Genomic DNA, 19,821 nt, shown 5'->3' with positions numbered 1-19,821 from the left:
ACGTTCATTGGCGTTGCAAACTTGGTTATAGCTAAACAGCCTTAAAGCTTGGCAGTGGTATAACACCGCCCAAGCTATCCTCACTAGCTTGTTGGCTAATGCAACTACCACTACATTAAATGGTTTGGTGGCTCGTAGGTTCACAAGCCACTCTCCAAACACTTTCCCTGTCGTCTCTAGCCTAGAGTACAGCTCTTGCGCCATGGATAAACAGAGTTCTGAGGTGCTTATTTCCTCGTTTACTCATACCAAGTAGCTTGGTATTTCCTCCCGTTGAGAATTGCCTTGGTACAAGTCCCAACCAAGCCGCCATCTCGCGGCCATTGGTGAAGTTACTCGGAGAGCTTACATCAGCAATACACAATGTGGAGGTAAGATCGCCAATTCAAGGATAGTTTTTAATAATTGAGCACTTTCGTTATTATCAACAATAGTTTGAAGCTTGATATCTTGGGTTTTGATTTGTTCATTGAGGTACTTGTAGTGTTCATGGATAGATATCAATTCACATAGCAAGCTTTTGGTAGTGATACTGTTTGTTCTGCTAACCATTGAAACAGAGACTTCATCTTTGCATGCCCTTTGGGAAAGCTAAGGCCAAACTCAAGTAAGATCGCGCCGATCCGCGACATAGTGGCGGTTCTCTCCTTGATATAACTATCTCTGACTCGATGAATCGCTGCGATGACTTGAGCCTCTTCACTTTTACAGCCACAAATCTCATGGTCGGTCGACTCGCAGCCTCTGCGATCGCTGAAGCATCGATGAAATCGTTTTTATTGCCTTTGACATAAGGCTTTACATACTGAGGAGGAATAAGTCGGGGTTGATGACCAAGCTCACCACACTTTCGAGCAAGCCAATGAGCACCGCCACAAGCTTCGAAAGCAATAGTTGTTGGTTCTATTTTACTAAGAAAGATTAAGAGTTGATTGCGATTAAATTTACGACGAAGCACCTCCACCCCACAACGGTTATGTGCGATAGCATGGAAGCAGTGTTTACCTAGGTCGATACCTAAAATATGAATAGAAGACATGTGGTTCACCTCATTCTGAGAGCCTACTCTAAGCTTAAGGGCTTGAGAGTGAGGCGGACCATATAATTAAGCCCGACAACGAGTAAGTTGTCGGGCTTTATTAATTAGTGTTGCTGCTAATCAGCGTTACTAAGCAATCAGATTAACCGTGGCTGGTTCTGCCCACGTTGTCATGGCTTAGCTCTTTGTTTAGAAGCGCTTCTACGTGACCCGGAGAACGTGTTGTGCCAGAAATCAATCGATACATCGCAGGGATTACGAACAGAGTAACCAAAGTCGCAAAGCCCATACCGAAGAAGATAACCGTACCCACTGCCACTCGGCTTTCATAGCCCGCACCCGTTGAGGTAATCAATGGAATTGCGCCTGCTAACGTAGTAAATGCCGTCATCATGATTGGACGTAAACGTCGAGCCGAAGCATCAATGATCGCCTTTTCAAACTCGATACCACGGTCGCGAAGTTGGTTGGCAAATTCTACGATCAAGATACCGTTTTTGGTTACCATACCGATCAACATGATCATACCAATCTGGCTGTAGACGTTGAGCCCTTGACTCATCACCACTAAGCCTAAGAAGCCACCAAAGATCCCCATAGGTACGGTGAACATCACGACTAGTGGGTTAATGAAGCTTTCAAATTGCGCGGCCAGCACCAAGTACGCGACTAGCATCGCCAGCGCAAATACCACTAGGATACTTGATTGGTTCTCTTTGAAGTCTTTTGACTCGCCAGAGTAGCTCACTGAAATATCACCCGGTAGCTGTTCAATCGCTTGTTCATCAAGGAAATCGAGTGCGTCACCCAGCGTGTAACCTTCCATTAGGTTCGCTTTGATGGTCACCGATTTCTGCTTGTTGTAGTGCGATAAACGAATCGATGAAGCGACTTCTTCAATGTGCGTCAGCGTATCAAGCGTTACTAGCTCGCCAGACTGAGTTCGCATATAGATTTGGCTTAAATCGTTGGCGTTATTGAAGCTGTTCTCATCACCACGCAGGTACACGTCGTACTCTTCACCACGGTCAACGAAGGTGGTTTCACTGCGTCCACCAAGCATGATTTCTAACGTATCTGAAATATCTGAAACGCTAACACCTAACTCTGCTGCACGCTGCTTATCTACGGTTACCAATAGCTCTGGTGTTTTCTCAGAGTAATCGATGTCCGCGCCTTCCATCATTGGAGACTCTTCAGCGGCTTGCTTTAATAGCTCGGCCCATTTTTGAAGTTCAGTGTAATCAGAACCGCCAAGTACAAATTGAACTGGCTCATTTGAACCACCTTTGAAGCCAGGCATAAATGGGAATACACGCACATCAGGAATGCCATTCAAAGATTTGCGAACTTCGTTCAACGCTTCTTGTGCTGTAACGTCACGCTCATCCCAGTCTTCTAGGATCATGATAACGAAGCCCGTTTGGTCGCCCGCATTACCACCAAATGCTGGTGATTGAATACTGAATGACTTTAAGAATCCTTGACCAAGCAATGGCATTAAGCGCTCTTCAACGATGTCCATGTTGGCAGACATACGGTTGTAACTGGTTGCATCGGCACCACGAACGAACGCAAAGATAACACCACGGTCTTCTTGTGGCGTCAGTTGCGACGGTACTTGTTGCATCAAGCCATAACTACCGCCCATACACGCGATAATGATGATTGGAGCTGCCCAACGCCAGTTTAGAGCACGACGCAAGACCGAGCGGTATCCAGACTCAAGCTTGCCAAATACGCGCTCGACAAACAGGTTAAAACGGTTTGGTTTAACGTTCGCTTTTAGGATTTTACTACCTAACACTGGCGTTAACGTTAATGCGACTAGCGACGAGAAAATCACCGACATCGCGAGCAATACAGAAAACTCGGTAAATAACAGGCCAACCATGCCGTCCATGAACGAGATTGGTAGGAATACCATTACTAATACAAGCGTGGTTGCGATTACCGCGAAGCCTACTTCACGTGTACCTTTATAGGCAGCAAGCAGCGGTGACTCACCACGTTCAATGTGGTGGAAAATGTTCTCAACCACTACAATCGCGTCATCTACTACCAGACCGATAGACAGGATAAGTGCCATCAAGGTAATCAGGTTGATAGAGAAACCAAAGTAGTACGCCGCAATAAACGACGAGATCAGAGATACAGGCACGGTTACCGCAGGAATAAGTGTTGCACGTGCTTGACCAATAAAGATGTAAAGCACAAGGATAACCAAGCCACCCGTGATAAAGAGTGTGTTGTAAACTTCTGAGATTGAACGGTCGATGAAGACTGTTGAGTCATAGTCGACCGCCAGACGAGTACCATCTGGCAAGAACTTTTGAATTGCTTCGACTTCTTTATGGACTAAGTCAGCCACCTCAAGTGGGTTCGCATCTGACTGAGGCACGATACCCATACTTACGTTAACAACGCCGTCACTCTTAAAGGTCGAGTTCTCGTTTTCTGCGCCAATGTAAACATCCGCTACGTCTTTCAAATAGATAGGTGTGTTATCAGAGGCACGTTTAACGACTAGGTATTCGAAATCTTCCGCTTCAGTGTAAGAACGAGCAGTACGAACCGACATCACAATCGCATCGTTACGAACTTCACCGCCCGGGCTTTCAATGTTCTCACTGTTCAACGCAGATGTGATGTCCGAAGTCGTCACGCCACGACCCGCCATCTGCGCAGGTTTCAGCTTGACGTACATTACTTTGTACAAGCCACCTGAGATATCCACCGAGCTCACGCCAGAAATCAAACTAAAGCGGTCAATCAACACACGTTCGGTGTAATCGGTTAACTGCGTTCGGTCCATCTCCGTCGAGCTTAAGTTGATGTAAACCGATGCTTCGCCACTACCGTTGTTCTTATAAACAATTGGGTCGTCGGCTTCATCGGGCAATGAACGCTGCGCACGAGCTACGGCATCACGAACATCACTCACACCGGTATTGAGGTCGTAACCAAGCTCAAAGGTAATGGTGATACGCGACATACCGTTACGGGTAGTAGACTCGATCTCGTCAATACCACTGATGCCGGATAACTGGTCTTCAAGGTTGGAGGTTATTTGGCTCTCAATGATGGTAGCCGAAGCACCCTCATAACGAGTACTGATCGATACCACCGGGCTTTCAATATCTGGCATCTCTCGAACCGCAAGCTTATTGAAAGAGACAAGACCAAACACAACCAATAGTAGGCTCAATACGACAGCCGCTACTGGTCTCTTTACAGAAACATCAGATAACAACATTAGTTAGCGCCTTTTTGTGCTTTTTTATCACTTGCAGCATCCGCTGGGCGATTAACAGCAAGCTCTTGAACCAATACGCCGTCACGCATGTTCACGATACCTTGCACCACGATCTTCTGACCAATCTCGATACCTTTGTCGATCACAACTTCGTTATCAATACGAGCCCCAAGGAAGACTTCTGTACGAGTTGCTTTGTTATCTTCGTCGATAACATAGACAAAACGCTTCGTACCTGAGTATTCCAACGCTTGTACAGGGATGATCGGCGCTTCAACCGGTGGGAAGTCCATATCCGCTGCCACTAGCATGCCTGGTTTTAGATAATCATTATTGTTGTCGAAGTGAATTCGAACTCGAAGGTTCAAGGTTTCAGCGTTAATACGAGAATCAATGCCTACGACAGTACCAGTGAACTGAGTGTCGCCCCATGCACTGGTACGAGCCGTCACTTTCATGCCTTTTGATAGCATAGAAAGATAACGTTCAGGGATCTGAAGGTCTAATTGCATGACTGAAAGGTCATCTAGAGTCACCAGCTCAGTACCTGCTGTCACCATTTTGCCGCGGCTAAAATCGATAAAGCCGACTGTGCCTGAGAATGGTGCACTAATGTGAAGATCTTTTAGGTTGGCATTTGCAGCAGCTAAACGAGCATTGGCGATTTCTACATTGGTTTTCTGAGCGTCAATTTCAGTTTGCGTGATCGCGTTACGTTTCACTAGGCGTTGAAATTCCGCTAGCTTACGTTGCTCGTCTTTTAGATACGCTTGCGCTTCTGCAACTGCCGCTTTTGCCTTATCGTCATCTAACTGAACCAACATCTGACCTTTAGTCACATCTTGATTAGCTTTAATGTTAATTGAGTCAACGCGTCCAGCCACCTCAGAGGTAATGATCACAGATTGTTCTGCTTCTAACTTACCGACCAACGAAAGAGATTGGCTAACTTGGTGAATATCAACCTGCTCAGTAACAACAGTGACAGTGCTAGGGCCCATACGCTTTGCAAGTACGGCCGGAGACGCCATAAGAATAGACAAGCTAAGCAGGGTTAAAACAGATTTATGCTTCATAATAATGGTCTGCAAGTAAGGTTATACCAATCACAGTGAGCGAGTGGTCAGAAATAGCGCAGGAAAAAGGCTTGAGAACAAGGCAGGATTTTCGATAAGTAGTTATTCTACAATCAAAAATTCTAACGCCGTTATCGAGCATTTTAACAAGCTAAGATGACACCTTGATTTACTACAATTGGTATTATTATCTATAAATGAAATTAACCGTATTCTATCAACTAATGAATACTGTAACGTCAAGAAGTGTAAATCTAGATTAAATTCCATTTACGTTTCATCACGCTTTAGACACATTGAACACAATACAGAAATCCAGTCACCTCAAGGTGTTACCCCTCAGTACGTAAACCTTAGTACAGATGTTCACTTCACGAGCAATATGCGTACTTTTCGCCATCTTTGCCCAAAAAGGCAGCATTTAACACAAAACCATAAGAAAAACCCTTTACACGTTTAACGTGTTTGCTATGATGCGCTCCGCACTTGAGAGATGCGTTGGGAAAAACATCTCTTTAGCCTATCCATTATGAGTTAGGAAAAAACACCCTGGAGGGGTTCCCGAGTGGCCAAAGGGAGCAGACTGTAAATCTGCCGGCACTGCCTTCGATGGTTCGAATCCGTCTCCCTCCACCATATTTCTTCTTACCTCTTTTAAGAGTTAAGAGAACAACCTGATTGATGGGCTTATGGGAAAACATCAATTTAGGCTTACTTTGTGAAGAGTAAGACACACCCTGGAGGGGTTCCCGAGTGGCCAAAGGGAGCAGACTGTAAATCTGCCGGCACTGCCTTCGATGGTTCGAATCCGTCTCCCTCCACCATATTCTTCTTACCTCTTTTAAGAGTTAAGAGAACAACCTGATTGATGGGCTTATGGGAAACATCAATTTAGGCTTACTTTGTGAAGAGTAAGACACACCCTGGAGGGGTTCCTGAGTGGCCAAAGGGAGCAGACTGTAAATCTGCCGGCACTGCCTTCGATGGTTCGAATCCGTCTCCTCCACCATATTCTTCTTACCTCTTTCGAGAGTTAAGAGAACAACCTGATTGATGGGCTTATGGGAAAACATCAATTTAGGCTTACTTTGTGAAGAGTAAGACACACCCTGGAGGGGTTCCCGAGTGGCCAAAGGGAGCAGACTGTAAATCTGCCGGCACTGCCTTCGATGGTTCGAATCCGTCTCCCTCCACCATATTCTTCTTACCTCTTTCGAGAGTTAAGAGAACAACCTGATTGATGGGCTTATGGGAAAACATCAATTTAGGCTTACTTTGTGAAGAGTAAGACACACCCTGGAGGGGTTCCCGAGTGGCCAAAGGGAGCAGACTGTAAATCTGCCGGCACTGCCTTCGATGGTTCGAATCCGTCTCCCTCCACCATATTCTTCTTACCTCTTTCGAGAGTTAAGAGAACAACCTGATTGATGGGCTTATGGGAAAACATCAATTTAGGCTTACTTTGTGAAAAGTAAGACACACCCTGGAGGGGTTCCCGAGTGGCCAAAGGGAGCAGACTGTAAATCTGCCGGCACTGCCTTCGATGGTTCGAATCCGTCTCCCTCCACCATATTCTTCTTACCTCTTTCGAGAGTTAAGAGAACAACCTAGTTGATGGGCTTATGGGAAAACATCAATTTAGGCTTACTTTGTGAAGAGTAAGACACACCCTGGAGGGGTTCCCGAGTGGCCAAAGGGAGCAGACTGTAAATCTGCCGGCACTGCCTTCGATGGTTCGAATCCGTCTCCCTCCACCATATTCTCCTTAATTGGAAAATCGAAAAGCCAACTAATTGAGTTGGCTTTTTTCGTTTCTGAACGCTTTATTGGTAAGCCCTGCCTTATCAAGGTTAGACTTAAAGTCGCTTCTGTCTAAGTTCAACACTTCAAACTTCTATCCGTCGATGTCACAACAAGATTGAATCTCTTTAAGATCACTGAGCGCTCAGTCTCTCCAGACTTCCATGTGGCGTTCACATACCAAGTAAGCAGCGCAACCTAAGCAGTTTGTTGATACATACTCCTCACACTCATCCGCTATTTGTTGTTTCTGCTGTAGTGGTATTTCAGGTTCTAGTATCGGCTCGAAAAACTCAGTCGTCACGATTAACACCTCTATTTCGGTTAGATACCCCGATTGAATATCTAAATAGAATGAGTAACTTACGTTCAGCTTAACTCACCATTAGCACAAAGTATCACTCTAAATAATTGTCGTGATGATACTTTTATTACAAACGCGAATATCGACAGAACTGCATATTCTGTAAGCTGAAAGCATCCGCCCTTCTTAAAATTTACACTTCCAAACAACCGGACACAAAAAAGGTTCATCGCGGCTTTCCGGGGAAAGCCGCTTTTATCTTCAAGAAGAAGTAGTCTGTATCTCGATATCCATACCCCATTCGCTTGATTAACTTTATTTTGTTGTTTATCCCTTCCAATGTGCAGGTGTTGAGCGGATAAGTTGCCGATGCAATAATACCGTGAAGATAAGGCCTCAGTTTTCGTGCAAACTCTTTCAATGGCTTAATTCCACTCTCTTGCACTTGTGCCCACCATACCTCCCAGAGCCCCTTAGCATGTGCTTCTGATTTACAGTACCAAAGCTCTTTGAGTTGTGAGCCGAGTATATAAGTGGCCATCAAGTCCTTATTGATATTCAATATTTCAGTAAGATAGCTATCTTGTCGTGCATTTAAATTACCTCTGTTTTTCAGCAGTACCCAGCGTGAGCGCTTCACCCATTGCCTCGCTTTTTTATCCTGCTTGAGTTTGTTAGCTTGGTCGACTCTGACTCTATCCATCACCTCACGACCGAACTTAGCAACAACATGGAATAAGTCGTAAACGATTTTTGCATTCGGGCAGTGCGCTTGAACTTCAAGGTCAAAAGCCGTATTCATGTCCATTGCGACCGCTTCGATATTGTTACCATGCTTGCCTAACTGCTCGAAAAACGGTCGTATGTCCTTGCGGCTACGACCTAACCCTATCAAATGACTTGGTGAGTCTTAGCATCAGCGATGACTGTGGCATATCGGTGCCCTTTAAAGATGGCTCGTCCATGACGAGTTGCCTTAGCCCTTCCCATTTCACTGACGGTACCACTTGGCGAAGTCGACGTTTATCTATCTCTTTAATGGTGTGCCAATGAACGCTCGTTAACTGGGAGATATGCTTAATGGGAAGAAGAGGCAGTAGTTGTTCTATATAGCTTTTTAGACGCGTCGTTATACGAGCATAAGGCTCTAACCAAGATAGAAACTCTGTTTTTATGCCGCAGTCACGACACTTGATCCTTCGAGTTTGAACGGAAAGCTCAACAGGAACATTGAACAACATGGCCTCTTTCACATGACGCCATTGATACTCATGGATAGCCTCAGCTTCAAGACCGCAAAGGCATTTAGCCTCAGAATTAGGTTTAAGAGTTAGTGTAACAAGTGATGCTGTCTGGTGAGACTTTACTATTTTAAAGCCTTCCCAGAATGAAGATAGGAAAGTATGATTCGGCATGAAAACGGTAGTTTGTGTATGATTTTTGTTTGGCGACTAAACCATATCACTTACTACCGTTTTTTTGTTTTTAGTTCCCGCTAATCCGCGATGAACCACAAAAATGTATGGTCCGCCCCGTTATTGCAACTACAATTAAGTAATAACGGAGTTGGTTTGCGCTAATGTATTCGGAGTCCTTGTTGGGAGCACTAGCTTCCCAGCTCCACGATGATATCCGCGCCAGATTATCCTTAAAAAGCCCAAAGCATTGATTGCTATTTTTTGTGTCAGGTTCTTAATCTGGCCGATTGACCGTTTTTGTCATCACGTTCATTGGCGTTGCAAACTTGGTTATAGCTAAACAGCCTTAAAAGCTTGGCGGTGGTATAACACCGCCCAAGCTATCCTCACTAGCTTGTTGGCTAATGCAACTACCACTACATTAAATGGTTTGGTGGCTCGTAGGTTCACAAGCCACTCTCCAAACACTTTCCCTGTCGTCTCTAGCCTAGAGAGTACAGCTCTTGCGCCATGGATAAACAGAGTTCTGAGGTGCTTATTTCCTCGTTTACTCATACCAAGTAGCTTGGTATTTCCTCCCGTTGAGAATTGCCTTGGTACAAGTCCCAACCAAGCCGCCATCTCGCGGCCATTGGTGAAGTTACTCGGAGAGCTTACATCAGCAATACACAATGTGGAGGTAAGATCGCCAATTCCAGGGATAGTTTTTAATAATTGAGCACTTTCGTTATTATCAACAATAGTTTGAAGCTTGATATCTTGGGTTTTGATTTGTTCATTGAGGTACTTGTAGTGTTCATGGATAGATATCAATTCACATAGCAAGCTTTTTGGTAGTGATACTGTTTGTTCTGCTAACCATTGAAACAGAGACTTCATCTTTGCATGCCCTTTGGGAAAGCTAAGGCCAAACTCAAGTAAGATCGCGCCGATCCGCGACATAGTGGCGGTTCTCTCCTTGATATAACTATCTCTGACTCGATGAATCGCTGCGATGACTTGAGCCTCTTCACTTTTACAGCCACAAATCTCATGGTCGGTCGACTCGCAGCCTCTGCGATCGCTGAAGCATCGATGAAATCATTTTTATTGCCTTTGACATAAGGCTTTACATACTGAGGAGGAATAAGTCGGGGTTGATGACCAAGCTCACCACACTTTCGAGCAAGCCAATGAGCACCGCCACAAGCTTCGAAAGCAATAGTTGTTGGTTCTATTTTACTAAGAAAGATTAAGAGTTGATTGCGATTAAATTTACGACGAAGCACCTCCACCCCACAACGGTTATGTGCGATAGCATGGAAGCAGTGTTTACCTAGGTCGATACCTAAAATATGAATAGAAGACATATGGTTCACCTCATTCTGAGAGCCTACTCTAAGCTTAAGGGCTTGAGAGTGAGGCGGACCATATAATTAAGCCCCTGCTGATTTCTCAGCAGGGGCTTTCAATTATTTGGTGTCATTCCGAATAACTACATCATATTGATGTTGAGTTAAATCTTGGAATTAGCCTTGAATACCAACAATTAACCAAGGTGCATTGTCAGTTATTAGGTCACGCTCTAGGTGCCAGATATCTGTGATATCTTCTTCAACGCCATCCGCAGTGTCACGGTAACGACCACTAAACTGAAGGCTTAGCTGTGCTTTGCTACCATCGTGGTCTGCACGAACGATTTCAGCATCAACGTACATTACGTCTGTGTGCTGATCACCGTCTAGCTTATTACGCTCAGCTTTTAGGTCTTCAAATAGGCTTGGAGATACGTATTCTTCAATCGTGTTTAGCTCGTTGTGGTTCCATGCACCTTGTAGTGTACGGTAGTGCTCACGAGAACCATTGATGAATGCCGCTTGATCAAAGCCCGGTGGGTAGTTATGTGGAACATCGCTTTGTGCACCAAAACCGAAGCCACCAGCAGTGCCTTGTGATTGAGGTTGTGCTTGCTCGAAGTTATGAACATTTGGTTGTTGCTTAGGTTGTTCAAACTTGTTCTGACCCATGCCGCCGAATGCTGGCTGTTGGCCACGTGCATTCTGCTGATTCATTGAGCCCTGCTTCGCACCCAACATTCCGCGTAGGAATTTGAACGCAAGGAAAGCAATCAGACCCATGATCAGAATATCCATGAACTGGATACCTTCAAATGCGCCACCAAAGAATGCTGCTAATAGACCACCCGCAAGTAAACCACCTAGCATACCGCCCATAAGCCCTTTACGGCTAGAGTTAGCTGCTGTGTTCTTACCCGTTTGATCTTGACGGATCGAATTCGTGTTTTGTTGTTTTGGTGCTGGAGCCGTTTTAAAGCTTTTGCCAAATGACTTACCACCACCAAACTTTTTCGCTTCCGCGATTGGCGTCACCGCGACTGTTACCAACAGGATCGCGACTAGTGAGAAAAATCGTTTCATTATTATCCTTTATAGGTTTTTTATCTTTCGACACCTTAATCATACTCGTTAACAAAGAACAATGAAATATTCACTGTGTTTACACATGTATCATAATATTGCGGCTATTAATTGATTACTAAATTAGCGAAGGGATTGACGGCACTCTGGGGCAGCATTAAAATATTGAACGATGTTCATTTAATAGAAAGTACCCATGGCAAGACGAAACGATCATACTCGCGAACAATTAGTGCAATTAACCTTAAAAACGGTGACCGACTTCTTAGAAGAGCACTCTTATCACGAGTTAAGTCTACGTAAAATTGCCAATATGATTGGTTACGTTCCAAGTACGTTAGTGAATGTATTCGGTAACTACAACCTACTGCTTTTACATGTGGTAGCTCAAACATTAGATGAACTGGCGTCAGAATCTGCTGTAGCTGTTGAACAATCGAGCAATCCTCAACAAGCTCTATTCAACCTTGCCTACTGCTACCACGATTTTGCACAGAGAAACCCTCACCGTTGGCAGCTTATCTTTGAGCACAACATGAACGGTGAAAACCTTCCTGAATGGCAATCAAATCGCATCGATAGAATGACAGGCATGCTAGAACAGTTGCTAGTAGCGATTGCTCCTGAACATACTAAAAGCGAAGTTGTTAAAGCCAGTCGTGTATTATGGTCTGGAGTACACGGAATTACTCTTCTTAGCGTTGATGATAAATTTTTCGCCTCTGAGCCCATTGATGGTAAAGAGCTGATCAATAACCTAGTCTCAAACTACTTAACCAACTGGTAATCATCCAAGGAAAGACAATGAACAACAGCAGCCAATCTTCGCTGTTAACGCAAAAAAGGTTCCTCCCCTACTTTATTACCCAATTTCTAGGAGCCTTTAACGACAACATATTCAAAAATGTCCTGTTACTGTTTGTTGCTTTCGCAAGCGTAGACACGCTGCCTATTTCTAGCAATCTATTCATTAATTTGGCCGCAGGCCTTTTTATTCTGCCCTTCTTCCTATTCTCTGCTTTAGCCGGTGTACTGGCCGACAAATACGAAAAATCGTGGTTTATCCGTAAAGTTAAGCTCCTTGAAGTAGTGATTATGTCACTGGGTGCGATCGGCTTTATTTACGAAAGCTACGGAATATTACTTCTGCTCCTATTCCTTATGGGAACGCAAAGTGCTTTCTTTGGCCCGGTGAAATACGCCCTGCTTCCACAACAGTTAAAAACAAAAGAACTGGTATCAGGTAATGCTCTTGTCGAGACAGGTACATTCTTGGCGATCCTGATTGGTACTCTAGGCGCAGGCATCATTGCGTCTGAAGAAGGCGCGAAGCTCATTGCTGCGGTGTGTATTGTTTCATTCGCTGTGCTTGGCTATGTATCAAGCTGCTTTATCCCACAAGCGCCAAGTAATGCACCAGACCTTAAAGTAAAGTGGCAGCCTGTAAAACTAACTCGCGCGACACTGGCGATTGCCAAAAAAGACCGCCCGACCTTTCGAGCACTGATGTCTATCAGCTGGTTCTGGTTCCTTGGTGCGGCTTACCTAACTCAGTTTCCCAACTTCACCAAACTGCATCTAAATGGCACTGAAAGCTCAGTCGCCTTTTTACTGGCATTGTTCTCGGTAGGCATTGCAATCGGCTCTTTGGCTTGCGATAAGTTATCTAATCACCGAATTGAAATCGGCATCGTGCCAATGGGCAGCTTAGGTATCTCGATCTTCGGTCTTTTGATGGCGATATCCATTCCGGAGTCTTTGCCTGACTTTAGCTCTTTCCACCAATTCGTCACCCACTCAGAACTTTGGCCACTGTTTGCTTACCTTCTGCTACTGGGTATCTCTGGTGGTATCTTTATTGTTCCTCTGTATTCACTGATGCAGTTACGTGCCAAGCCAGATGAACGTGCCCAAGTGATTGCCGGACTCAATATTTATAACTCACTGTTCATGGTGGGAAGTGCGGTTTTAGGTATTGTTTGCCTTAGTGTTCTAGAGCTTTCTATTCCACAGCTGTTCGCGTTGCTCGCGATAGGCAACACTTTGGTGATGCTGTACCTGTTTTATCAGGTGCCTATCTACGCTTTCCGCTTTTTTACGTGGGTGGTCACTCACACCATGTACCGAGTTAAACATAAGAACTTACATCACCTGCCAGAAAAAGGCGGCGCGTTGATTGTCTGCAACCATGTGAGTTATATGGATGCACTGCTGCTGAGTGCGGTTTGCCCTCGCTTGATCCGTTTTGTGATGGAAGAGGATTACACCAAGTTGCCGCCAATTCGACGCTTCTTGAAAAGAGCAGGGGTTATTCCAATCTCCGCGACCAACCGCAACTCGATTCGAAACGCTTTTAAAGAAGTAGAGCGTGCCTTGCATGAAGGCCATATCGTGTGCATTTTCCCAGAAGGAAAGTTAACCTCTGATGGAGAAGTTGCTGAGTTCATGCGTGGTATGGAGCTGATTATCAAACGCTCCCCTGTCCCAGTGATTCCAATGGCTCTCAAAGGATTATGGGGCAGTTACTTTAGTCGTTACAAAGGTCGTGCCTGCAAAGGGTTACCAACTCGCTTCTGGACCAAGTTAGAGATAGAAGCTGGCGAGCCTATTTCACCTAAACAAGCATCTTGTGAAACTCTTCGACAGTCAGTGTATGACCTTCGCGGCTCACTACGCTAAATAACCAACTCTTTATTCATATCAGCTGAACAAACGTTAAGTTTTCCTTAACGTTTGTTCAATTCATTTAGACTTACTTATCATTTTATTGAACGTATAGTGGTCTCATCATAATAACGCCACAACCAAACAAGACTCTAAACACAATGAATCTAAAAAAGTCTGTTCCATTTTATCTTGCTGCTCTGTTTTGCTTAACCCCATGGGTGAGTTCACCAACGGCACTCGTGATCGGTTTCCTTCTTGCGAGTTTAGGTTTAGTCCCTGAGCACCTAGAAGTAGGCAAGCTCACCAAGAAGCTCTTGGCCTACTCGATTGTCGGCTTAGGTTTTGGTATTCAGTTTGAAAAAGCACTGGCAGTAACAGGCGACGGTATCGGTTTGATTGTCACGACCATCATTGGCACACTAGTCATTGGTTGGTTCTTGGCGAAACGAATGGGACTAGACCGCACAACGGGCTACCTTATCTCTTCTGGTACCGCGATTTGTGGTGGTAGTGCGATAGCAGCTGTGGCACCTGCGATTAAAGCAGACGATGAACAGATTGGCTTGGCGTTAGCCACTGTATTCGTGTTGAACTCGGTCGCTCTATTTTTGTTCCCGATGATTGGTCACGCGCTTGAACTCAGCCAACAAACATTCGGAACTTGGGCAGCCATCGCGATTCACGACACATCTTCTGTAGTTGGCGCGGCTTCAGCGTATGGCGAAGAAGCACTGACGACAGCGACCACATTGAAGCTCGCTCGTGCACTTTGGATAATCCCAATCGCTTTGGTCAGCTCGATGATCTTCAAGAACGATCAAAAGAAGATTACGATTCCTTACTTCATTTTCTTCTACTGCGCTGCTATCGCTGTCAGTGACTTATTGCCACAGTTTGAGATGGTGTATCAGGGGATCTTTGATGTGTCTAAGCGTGCGTTGGTTGTGTGTCTATTCTTGATTGGCTGTGGCATCTCTGTAGAGAAACTGAAAGCGGCCGGACCAAAGCCATTGATGTTTGGTATTTCGATGTGGGTGATGATTTCTACAGGTTCGTTAGCTTGGTTAACCCTCGCTTAATCTACCTAAAACTTAGCCGCTCGTAAAAATGGCGAACAACAAAACAAAAAGGCAAAGCTCGTATGGGCTTTGCCTTTATCGTTTGTCATCTATATTGACTAAACTACTATCCAAACAGGGGCTTATCACTCTTCTTGCTCTCTCTTTTCATCAAAACAAGTACCACAACCAATACAAATGCGGTGAGCTCTGCCAACGATCGCGTAAGCCCAGACGAAGTCACTGCTTGGCCTATCTGCAGTAAAACCGCAATGATGAGGGCAATTTTCATAATAAGACCTTATTCTATAATCCGTTATTTATAGGGCTTATTATGATGGATGGTTATAAAGATAATAAATTCTGTTTTGAACTATCTAATTGCTAAATTAACTAACCGTCTTCCAATCTAGCAAACCACAAACACCCTCCAGAGATGTGCGGCTTTCTAGTTCCTATGCTGAAACAACCAAGATCTTAAGCCCGACCTAGATACCTTAATGCCCTGCTGCTCTTGCTCAGGCATTTGATAATACTCGATAGGAAATTTGAATCGCTCTAAGCTCCCTTGTAACTGTTTTGCAAACCAGTCTTTGGTCGGTAGTTCATCACAGTCAACGATCGCAATCGGTCTAAAGCCAAATTCACTGTCTTCAATAGGGATCACAAAGGCTTGTTTAACTTCAGGTAATTGGTTGAGTGCTCGCTCAATTTCTTCACAGTGGATATTCTCTCCCCCAGAAATAAACTGGTTATCAGCACGACCAATAATCGATACTTGTTCGCCATCCCATTCGCCGAGGTCTTTGCTATCGAACCAACCTTGGTCATCCACCAGTGGCGTTAAATCACCTTGATAGTAATAACCAGAAGCAAGCGTATTTCCGCCAATAAAGATTCGTTGATCTTCAATTTTCAACTGGCGTTGGTCGAGAACAAAACCTGCAGTATTACTAGAATCGACTTGCTTCGCGGTCACTGTTGAAGCCGCTTCTGTCATGCCGTATCCAAGCCAAGTTTCAATGCCCATTTGTTGAGCTTCAAGCCCTAGCGCTTCTGGGATATGGCTACCGCCTAAAAGCACATGAGTTAGAGTAAGTGCTTGCTTACTCTGCAATAACCTATGTAGTTGAGTAGCCACTAAAGAGGCATGACTGCAACCTTCGATGTCTGACTCAAGCTTACCTGACCCTATTTTGATGCAGCCACCAGCCGCCAACCAACGATGGACAATCGCCAATCCTGACACATGGTACATAGGTAGGCTAAGCAACCAAGTGTCAGCTTGTTCAAAGCTGAAAACGTCGAGTAAACCCTGAGCTGAACATAAGTGTTGCTGCAGCGTGTGAGCCACCGCTTTCGGGTTTCCGGTAGAGCCAGAAGTAAATACGATGCTCGCAAGGTTTTGAGGATTAAAATTAGGATTTTGCGGTGTTGTTGGTTTGTCATCACCATCGATCTTAACTTCGTTCAAGCAAGGTAGCGTCACCAATACAGTCTTGAGGTCAACAACATCAGAATGATCTAACCCACAGCTATCTAATAGCCAAAGGTAACGTCTGCCTAGCTGACCATAGAGGGATTCAAGCTTCTGCGTTAAACGAGCTTTCGGCTGAGGCATGGTAAACGCACAAACCACACCCAAATTGAGTGCGGCAAGATAAACCGGAATCACTTCAGCTTGGTTCTTACCGACAATCGTCAGTACATCACCTGCAGATAGGCCTTGATGAGATAGCTGTTGTTGGTACTCACTCACCAGCACAGACACTTGCTGCCAAGTGTAAGCGCGGTTAGGAATCACTAACGCTGTTTGATGTGGGTTCTGCTGCGCCCACTGTACCCAGAGCGGGTGATGATTAGATTGTGGGCGCATCATAAGATAACCAAGTTATAGATTGAGAACGGTCTAAGCCAACCGAAGAGTCGGCCTAAGAAGACCAAATCAGTTGCTGCTGTTCAAGAGTCGCAACAGGAAGTTGGCAACTTGGCCATGACACTTCTAGCTGTTGTTGATACAAGCCAATCGTATCAAGCCCCGGCACTTCATTAGGTAAGTATTGCTGTGCTAATCGTGCAATCTGAGTTAAGCCAAGACTCGACTCAATGCTTGAGCTTAATACTGGTTTAATCCCAAGCTTCTGTGCACGCTCAATAATTGCCACACAGCGCTCTACCGAGCCAATCAAGGTTGGTTTAATCACCACAGCCTTAACACCGGTTAAGTCGCTGAGATCAAACTCTGGGCTTCTTACCGCTTCTTGCAGGGTTTCATCCCACGCAATTGCAACGCCGTGGTCGATGGCAAATGCCAAGCTGTCTTCTGGTTTTTGGCAAGGCTCTTCAATAAAGCTAATACGCTGACGCAGTGACGGCGATATGTACTTGATGAACTGCTTTGCTTTTTCTGGTTTCCAAGCTCGGTTAGCATCAAGCCTTAGCGTTAAGTCAGGAATCGATTCAAGGAATAAGCTCACCAGCATACCATCACGGATCGCTTCATAAAGGCCAACTTTTACTTTAGCGACCTTCTCACCTTCCATCTCATTAAGCACCGGAATAAGTTCATCAGGGTCACCGGTACATAAAGGTGCAGCTCGGTAGTTACCTTCCGCGTTGAGTTCGCCTCTCAGCTCCATCAATGCCATTGAAAAGCCAAACGCCACTGACGGATATAACTCATCGAATGAGGTGTGAGGCTTATTGTGACTCCAAAGCTCTAGCTCGTTTTGCAACTGAATACCGGCTTGCTCAGCATCTTCTTGACTAAAACCTGGCAAAGGCGCAACTTCACCAAAACCAGTTTTACCATCACACTCAAGTTGGATGATGTAACCAACGCGCTCGTTCAGCTTATTGTCACGCAGCACCACACCGCTATCCATAGGTAATTGATAACGGTAGAGTTTAGCGTGACGCTGGGAATTCATTGAATTCATAAGATTTCCTAAAAAACGGGAATATCAAAACAAAACGAGCCGCTATTTAGCGACTCATTTTGAAGAGGATAAAGCTATGGGTTACGCGGGAATTTGTCGAAATCAGGTCGACGTTTCTCGTTAAATGCGTTTCGGCCTTCTTGGCCTTCTTCTGTCATGTAGAACATCATGGTTGCGTTACCCGCCAACTCTTGAAGACCGGCTTGGCCGTCACAGTCTGCGTTTAGTGCGGCTTTCAAGCAACGCAGTGCCATTGGGCTGTGTTGAAGCACTTCACGACACCAACGAACGGTTTCTTTTTCTAGGTCTGCGACAGGAACAACCGTGTTCACGAGGCCCATGTCCAATGCTTCTTGAGCATCGTAGAAACGACACAAGAACCAGATTTCACGCGCTTTCTTTTGGCCAACGATACGAGCCATGTAAGAAGCACCCCAACCGCCATCGAATGAACCTACTTTAGGACCCGTCTGACCGAACTGAGCGTTTTCAGCGGCAATAGTAAGGTCTGCCATCATGTGAAGTACATGACCACCACCGACTGCCCAACCCGATACCGCTGCGATAACTGGTTTTGGACAAGTACGAATTTGACGCTGGAAATCAAGCACGTTCAGGTGGTGTGTACCTGAATCATCTTGATAACCGCCGTAGTCACCACGGATACTTTGGTCACCACCAGAACAGAACGCCTTCTCACCAAGACCCGTCAAAATGATTACGCCAACCTTCTCGTCATAACGAGCATCAGCCAGTGCATTGATCATCTCTTTTACGGTTTGTGGACGGAACGCATTGTGGACTTGAGGACGCGCAATCGTGATTTTCGCAATACCGTCGTCAGACTTATGGTACTGAATATCTTCAAATTGACTGCTTTCATCGCGCCAGTTAACTGCTGCGTAAAGTTCTTCTTCTGTGATGCCTACTGTTTTAGCCATGGTGATTCCCATTGTTCTATTAGAGACCACGACTAACAAATAGTCGTGACGGTGTTGCTCTGCTTTTGATAGTGCTTGATACGAGAGAATCGCTCAGTCAGATTAACGACGACTGGCGATACATTGGATGATCAGGTTGGAAAACAGCTCAGGTTGCTCAAAATGAACATTATGACCAGCGTAATCAACCTGACTATATTCAAAGCCACTATTCTCAGCTAGCTCCATGAATTTACGATCTTTTTCACCACACACATAATGCAATTGATGCTCATGAGACTTCAATGTGGCACGTAAATCCGGTTGCTTAGCTAACGAAGTAGATAACAACATATTTGCTACGGATACTCCAAGGTTACCACTACGCTTTATGACCAAAGTTTGTCTTTGCTCATGATTTAGTGAAGAAAAGACGCTTTGTTGATACCAATCGTCTAAAACATCTTCAATCGACTGCTGCGCAAAGCGGACAGCCCATTGCGTATCATGTACTAACCTTTGTGCTCGTTCTTCATCACGCTCCAGACCAAAGTTGCCACCTTCAATAATGACTTTCTCAAGATTGAGTGTTTCGAAGCAAGGGCTTGTCACCCCATACATGGCAAGCCTGCCACCCATAGAGTAGCCAATCACCACGATAGGGTAATCCGCAGGAAGATCGTTGAGCGCAAGTTGAGAAGTGATGCACTGAACGATTTTCTTGCAGCAATGATCAAAGCCTACCGGATCGATAAAGCGACTTTGTCCGTGCCCGGGCAAATCTATGCAAAGACGAGGAAAATCCTCTAGATATGGATGACATGCGCTCCAATCATCCCCGCTTCCGAGTAAACCATGTAGAAAAACAAGCAAAGGTTCGTCAGAAGATTCTTGTACAGCTGGGTAATAATTGGAGTAAAGCATGTA

At 45.0% G+C, this 19,821-nt stretch carries 11 protein-coding genes, 7 tRNA genes and 3 pseudogenes; 10 read left to right on the top strand and 11 right to left on the bottom strand.

Annotated features, from left to right (window positions below; translation table 11 throughout):
• Positions 1-60: 60 nt before the first annotated feature.
• From ITG10_RS12935 to ITG10_RS12925, 3 genes and pseudogenes are all read right to left on the bottom strand, one after another.
• Positions 61-1,039 (bottom strand): annotated as a pseudogene (locus tag ITG10_RS12935) (IS110 family transposase); the annotation flags it as partial.
• 142 nt (positions 1,040-1,181) lie between these two features.
• Positions 1,182-4,295, bottom strand: coding sequence for a vibriobactin export RND transporter permease subunit VexH (vexH, locus tag ITG10_RS12930; protein ID WP_017633233.1), 3,114 nt, complete (start codon positions 4,293-4,295; stop codon positions 1,182-1,184).
• Positions 4,295-5,371: an efflux RND transporter periplasmic adaptor subunit gene (locus tag ITG10_RS12925; protein WP_017633232.1), complete on the bottom strand. Its 1,077-nt coding sequence runs from the start codon at positions 5,369-5,371 to the stop codon at positions 4,295-4,297. The genes vexH and ITG10_RS12925 overlap by 1 nt, the downstream gene beginning before the upstream one ends.
• A 551-nt stretch (positions 5,372-5,922) precedes the next feature.
• Here ITG10_RS12925 and ITG10_RS12920 point away from each other — a divergent pair.
• From ITG10_RS12920 to ITG10_RS12890, 7 genes are all read left to right on the top strand, one after another.
• Positions 5,923-6,007: transfer RNA gene (locus ITG10_RS12920), tRNA-Tyr, on the top strand.
• A 103-nt stretch (positions 6,008-6,110) separates the two neighbouring features.
• Positions 6,111-6,195 (top strand) — tRNA-Tyr (locus tag ITG10_RS12915).
• Between the two features lie 101 nt (positions 6,196-6,296).
• Positions 6,297-6,380, top strand: a tRNA-Tyr gene (locus ITG10_RS12910).
• Between the two features lie 102 nt (positions 6,381-6,482).
• Positions 6,483-6,567: transfer RNA gene (locus ITG10_RS12905), tRNA-Tyr, on the top strand.
• A 102-nt stretch (positions 6,568-6,669) separates the two neighbouring features.
• Positions 6,670-6,754, top strand: a tRNA-Tyr gene (locus ITG10_RS12900).
• 102 nt (positions 6,755-6,856) lie between these two features.
• Positions 6,857-6,941: transfer RNA gene (locus ITG10_RS12895), tRNA-Tyr, on the top strand.
• Between the two features lie 102 nt (positions 6,942-7,043).
• A tRNA-Tyr gene (locus tag ITG10_RS12890) sits at positions 7,044-7,128 on the top strand.
• A 573-nt stretch (positions 7,129-7,701) separates the two neighbouring features.
• Here the strand turns inward: ITG10_RS12890 and ITG10_RS12885 are convergent.
• From ITG10_RS12885 to ITG10_RS12875, 3 genes and pseudogenes are all read right to left on the bottom strand, one after another.
• Positions 7,702-8,890: pseudogene (locus ITG10_RS12885) on the bottom strand (ISL3 family transposase).
• Between the two features lie 339 nt (positions 8,891-9,229).
• Positions 9,230-10,242, bottom strand: a pseudogene (locus ITG10_RS12880) (IS110 family transposase).
• A 159-nt stretch (positions 10,243-10,401) separates the two neighbouring features.
• Positions 10,402-11,310 carry a TIM44-like domain-containing protein gene (locus ITG10_RS12875; protein WP_017630368.1) on the bottom strand — a complete coding sequence of 303 codons (909 nt, stop codon included), beginning with the start codon at positions 11,308-11,310 and terminating at the stop codon, positions 10,402-10,404.
• A 196-nt stretch (positions 11,311-11,506) separates the two neighbouring features.
• Between ITG10_RS12875 and ITG10_RS12870 the strand changes: the two genes are divergently transcribed.
• The 3 genes from ITG10_RS12870 to ITG10_RS12860 all read left to right on the top strand — a co-directional run bounded on the left by ITG10_RS12870 (position 11,507) and on the right by ITG10_RS12860 (position 15,056).
• A complete protein-coding gene (locus ITG10_RS12870; RefSeq protein ID WP_017630369.1) occupies positions 11,507-12,097 on the top strand; it encodes a TetR-like C-terminal domain-containing protein in 591 nt (196 codons plus the stop codon).
• Between the two features lie 17 nt (positions 12,098-12,114).
• Positions 12,115-13,989 (top strand): MFS transporter, encoded by a 1,875-nt coding sequence (locus tag ITG10_RS12865; protein ID WP_248386430.1) that lies wholly within the window; start codon positions 12,115-12,117, stop codon positions 13,987-13,989.
• A 146-nt stretch (positions 13,990-14,135) separates the two neighbouring features.
• Positions 14,136-15,056: a putative sulfate exporter family transporter gene (locus ITG10_RS12860; RefSeq protein WP_017630050.1), complete on the top strand. Its 921-nt coding sequence runs from the start codon at positions 14,136-14,138 to the stop codon at positions 15,054-15,056.
• A gap of 106 nt (positions 15,057-15,162) precedes the next feature.
• Here the strand turns inward: ITG10_RS12860 and ITG10_RS12855 are convergent, their stop codons facing one another.
• From ITG10_RS12855 to menH, 5 genes are all read right to left on the bottom strand, one after another.
• Positions 15,163-15,327, bottom strand: a complete 165-nt coding sequence (locus ITG10_RS12855; RefSeq protein ID WP_017630049.1) for a hypothetical protein — start codon at positions 15,325-15,327, stop codon at positions 15,163-15,165.
• A 156-nt stretch (positions 15,328-15,483) separates the two neighbouring features.
• The gene (menE, locus tag ITG10_RS12850) at positions 15,484-16,914 is read right to left on the bottom strand and encodes an o-succinylbenzoate--CoA ligase (protein WP_017630048.1); all 1,431 of its coding nucleotides are present in this window, start codon (positions 16,912-16,914) and stop codon (positions 15,484-15,486) included.
• A gap of 52 nt (positions 16,915-16,966) precedes the next feature.
• Positions 16,967-17,974 (bottom strand): o-succinylbenzoate synthase, encoded by a 1,008-nt coding sequence (menC, locus tag ITG10_RS12845; protein WP_248386429.1) that lies wholly within the window; start codon positions 17,972-17,974, stop codon positions 16,967-16,969.
• A gap of 74 nt (positions 17,975-18,048) precedes the next feature.
• Positions 18,049-18,915 (bottom strand): 1,4-dihydroxy-2-naphthoyl-CoA synthase, encoded by an 867-nt coding sequence (gene menB / locus ITG10_RS12840; RefSeq protein ID WP_010439547.1) that lies wholly within the window; start codon positions 18,913-18,915, stop codon positions 18,049-18,051.
• Positions 18,916-19,017: 102 nt separating this feature from the next.
• Positions 19,018-19,818 (bottom strand): 2-succinyl-6-hydroxy-2,4-cyclohexadiene-1-carboxylate synthase, encoded by an 801-nt coding sequence (menH, locus tag ITG10_RS12835; RefSeq protein ID WP_017630000.1) that lies wholly within the window; start codon positions 19,816-19,818, stop codon positions 19,018-19,020.
• Positions 19,819-19,821: the final 3 nt, after the last annotated feature.

The organism is Vibrio sp. ED004 (assembly GCF_023206395.1).
Classification (GTDB): Bacteria; Pseudomonadota; Gammaproteobacteria; order Enterobacterales; family Vibrionaceae; genus Vibrio.
Note: the sequence above shows the minus strand (reverse complement) of the source record. Positions and strands in the feature narration are given on the sequence as shown.

What these genes read in the sequence shown, in the direction of transcription:
- menB (WP_010439547.1), bottom strand. Translation starts at nt 18,915, where the DNA reads ATGGCTAAAACAGTAGGCATCACAGAAGAAGAACTTTACGCAGCAGTT.
- menH (WP_017630000.1), bottom strand. Translation starts at nt 19,818, where the DNA reads ATGCTTTACTCCAATTATTACCCAGCTGTACAAGAATCTTCTGACGAA.
- menE (WP_017630048.1), bottom strand. Translation starts at nt 16,914, where the DNA reads ATGATGCGCCCACAATCTAATCATCACCCGCTCTGGGTACAGTGGGCG.
- ITG10_RS12875 (WP_017630368.1), bottom strand. Translation starts at nt 11,310, where the DNA reads ATGAAACGATTTTTCTCACTAGTCGCGATCCTGTTGGTAACAGTCGCG.
- ITG10_RS12855 (WP_017630049.1), bottom strand. Translation starts at nt 15,327, where the DNA reads ATGAAAATTGCCCTCATCATTGCGGTTTTACTGCAGATAGGCCAAGCA.
- menC (WP_248386429.1), bottom strand. Translation starts at nt 17,974, where the DNA reads ATGAATTCAATGAATTCCCAGCGTCACGCTAAACTCTACCGTTATCAA.
- ITG10_RS12865 (WP_248386430.1), top strand. Translation starts at nt 12,115, where the DNA reads ATGAACAACAGCAGCCAATCTTCGCTGTTAACGCAAAAAAGGTTCCTC.
- vexH (WP_017633233.1), bottom strand. Translation starts at nt 4,295, where the DNA reads ATGTTGTTATCTGATGTTTCTGTAAAGAGACCAGTAGCGGCTGTCGTA.
- ITG10_RS12860 (WP_017630050.1), top strand. Translation starts at nt 14,136, where the DNA reads ATGAATCTAAAAAAGTCTGTTCCATTTTATCTTGCTGCTCTGTTTTGC.
- ITG10_RS12870 (WP_017630369.1), top strand. Translation starts at nt 11,507, where the DNA reads ATGGCAAGACGAAACGATCATACTCGCGAACAATTAGTGCAATTAACC.
- ITG10_RS12925 (WP_017633232.1), bottom strand. Translation starts at nt 5,371, where the DNA reads ATGAAGCATAAATCTGTTTTAACCCTGCTTAGCTTGTCTATTCTTATG.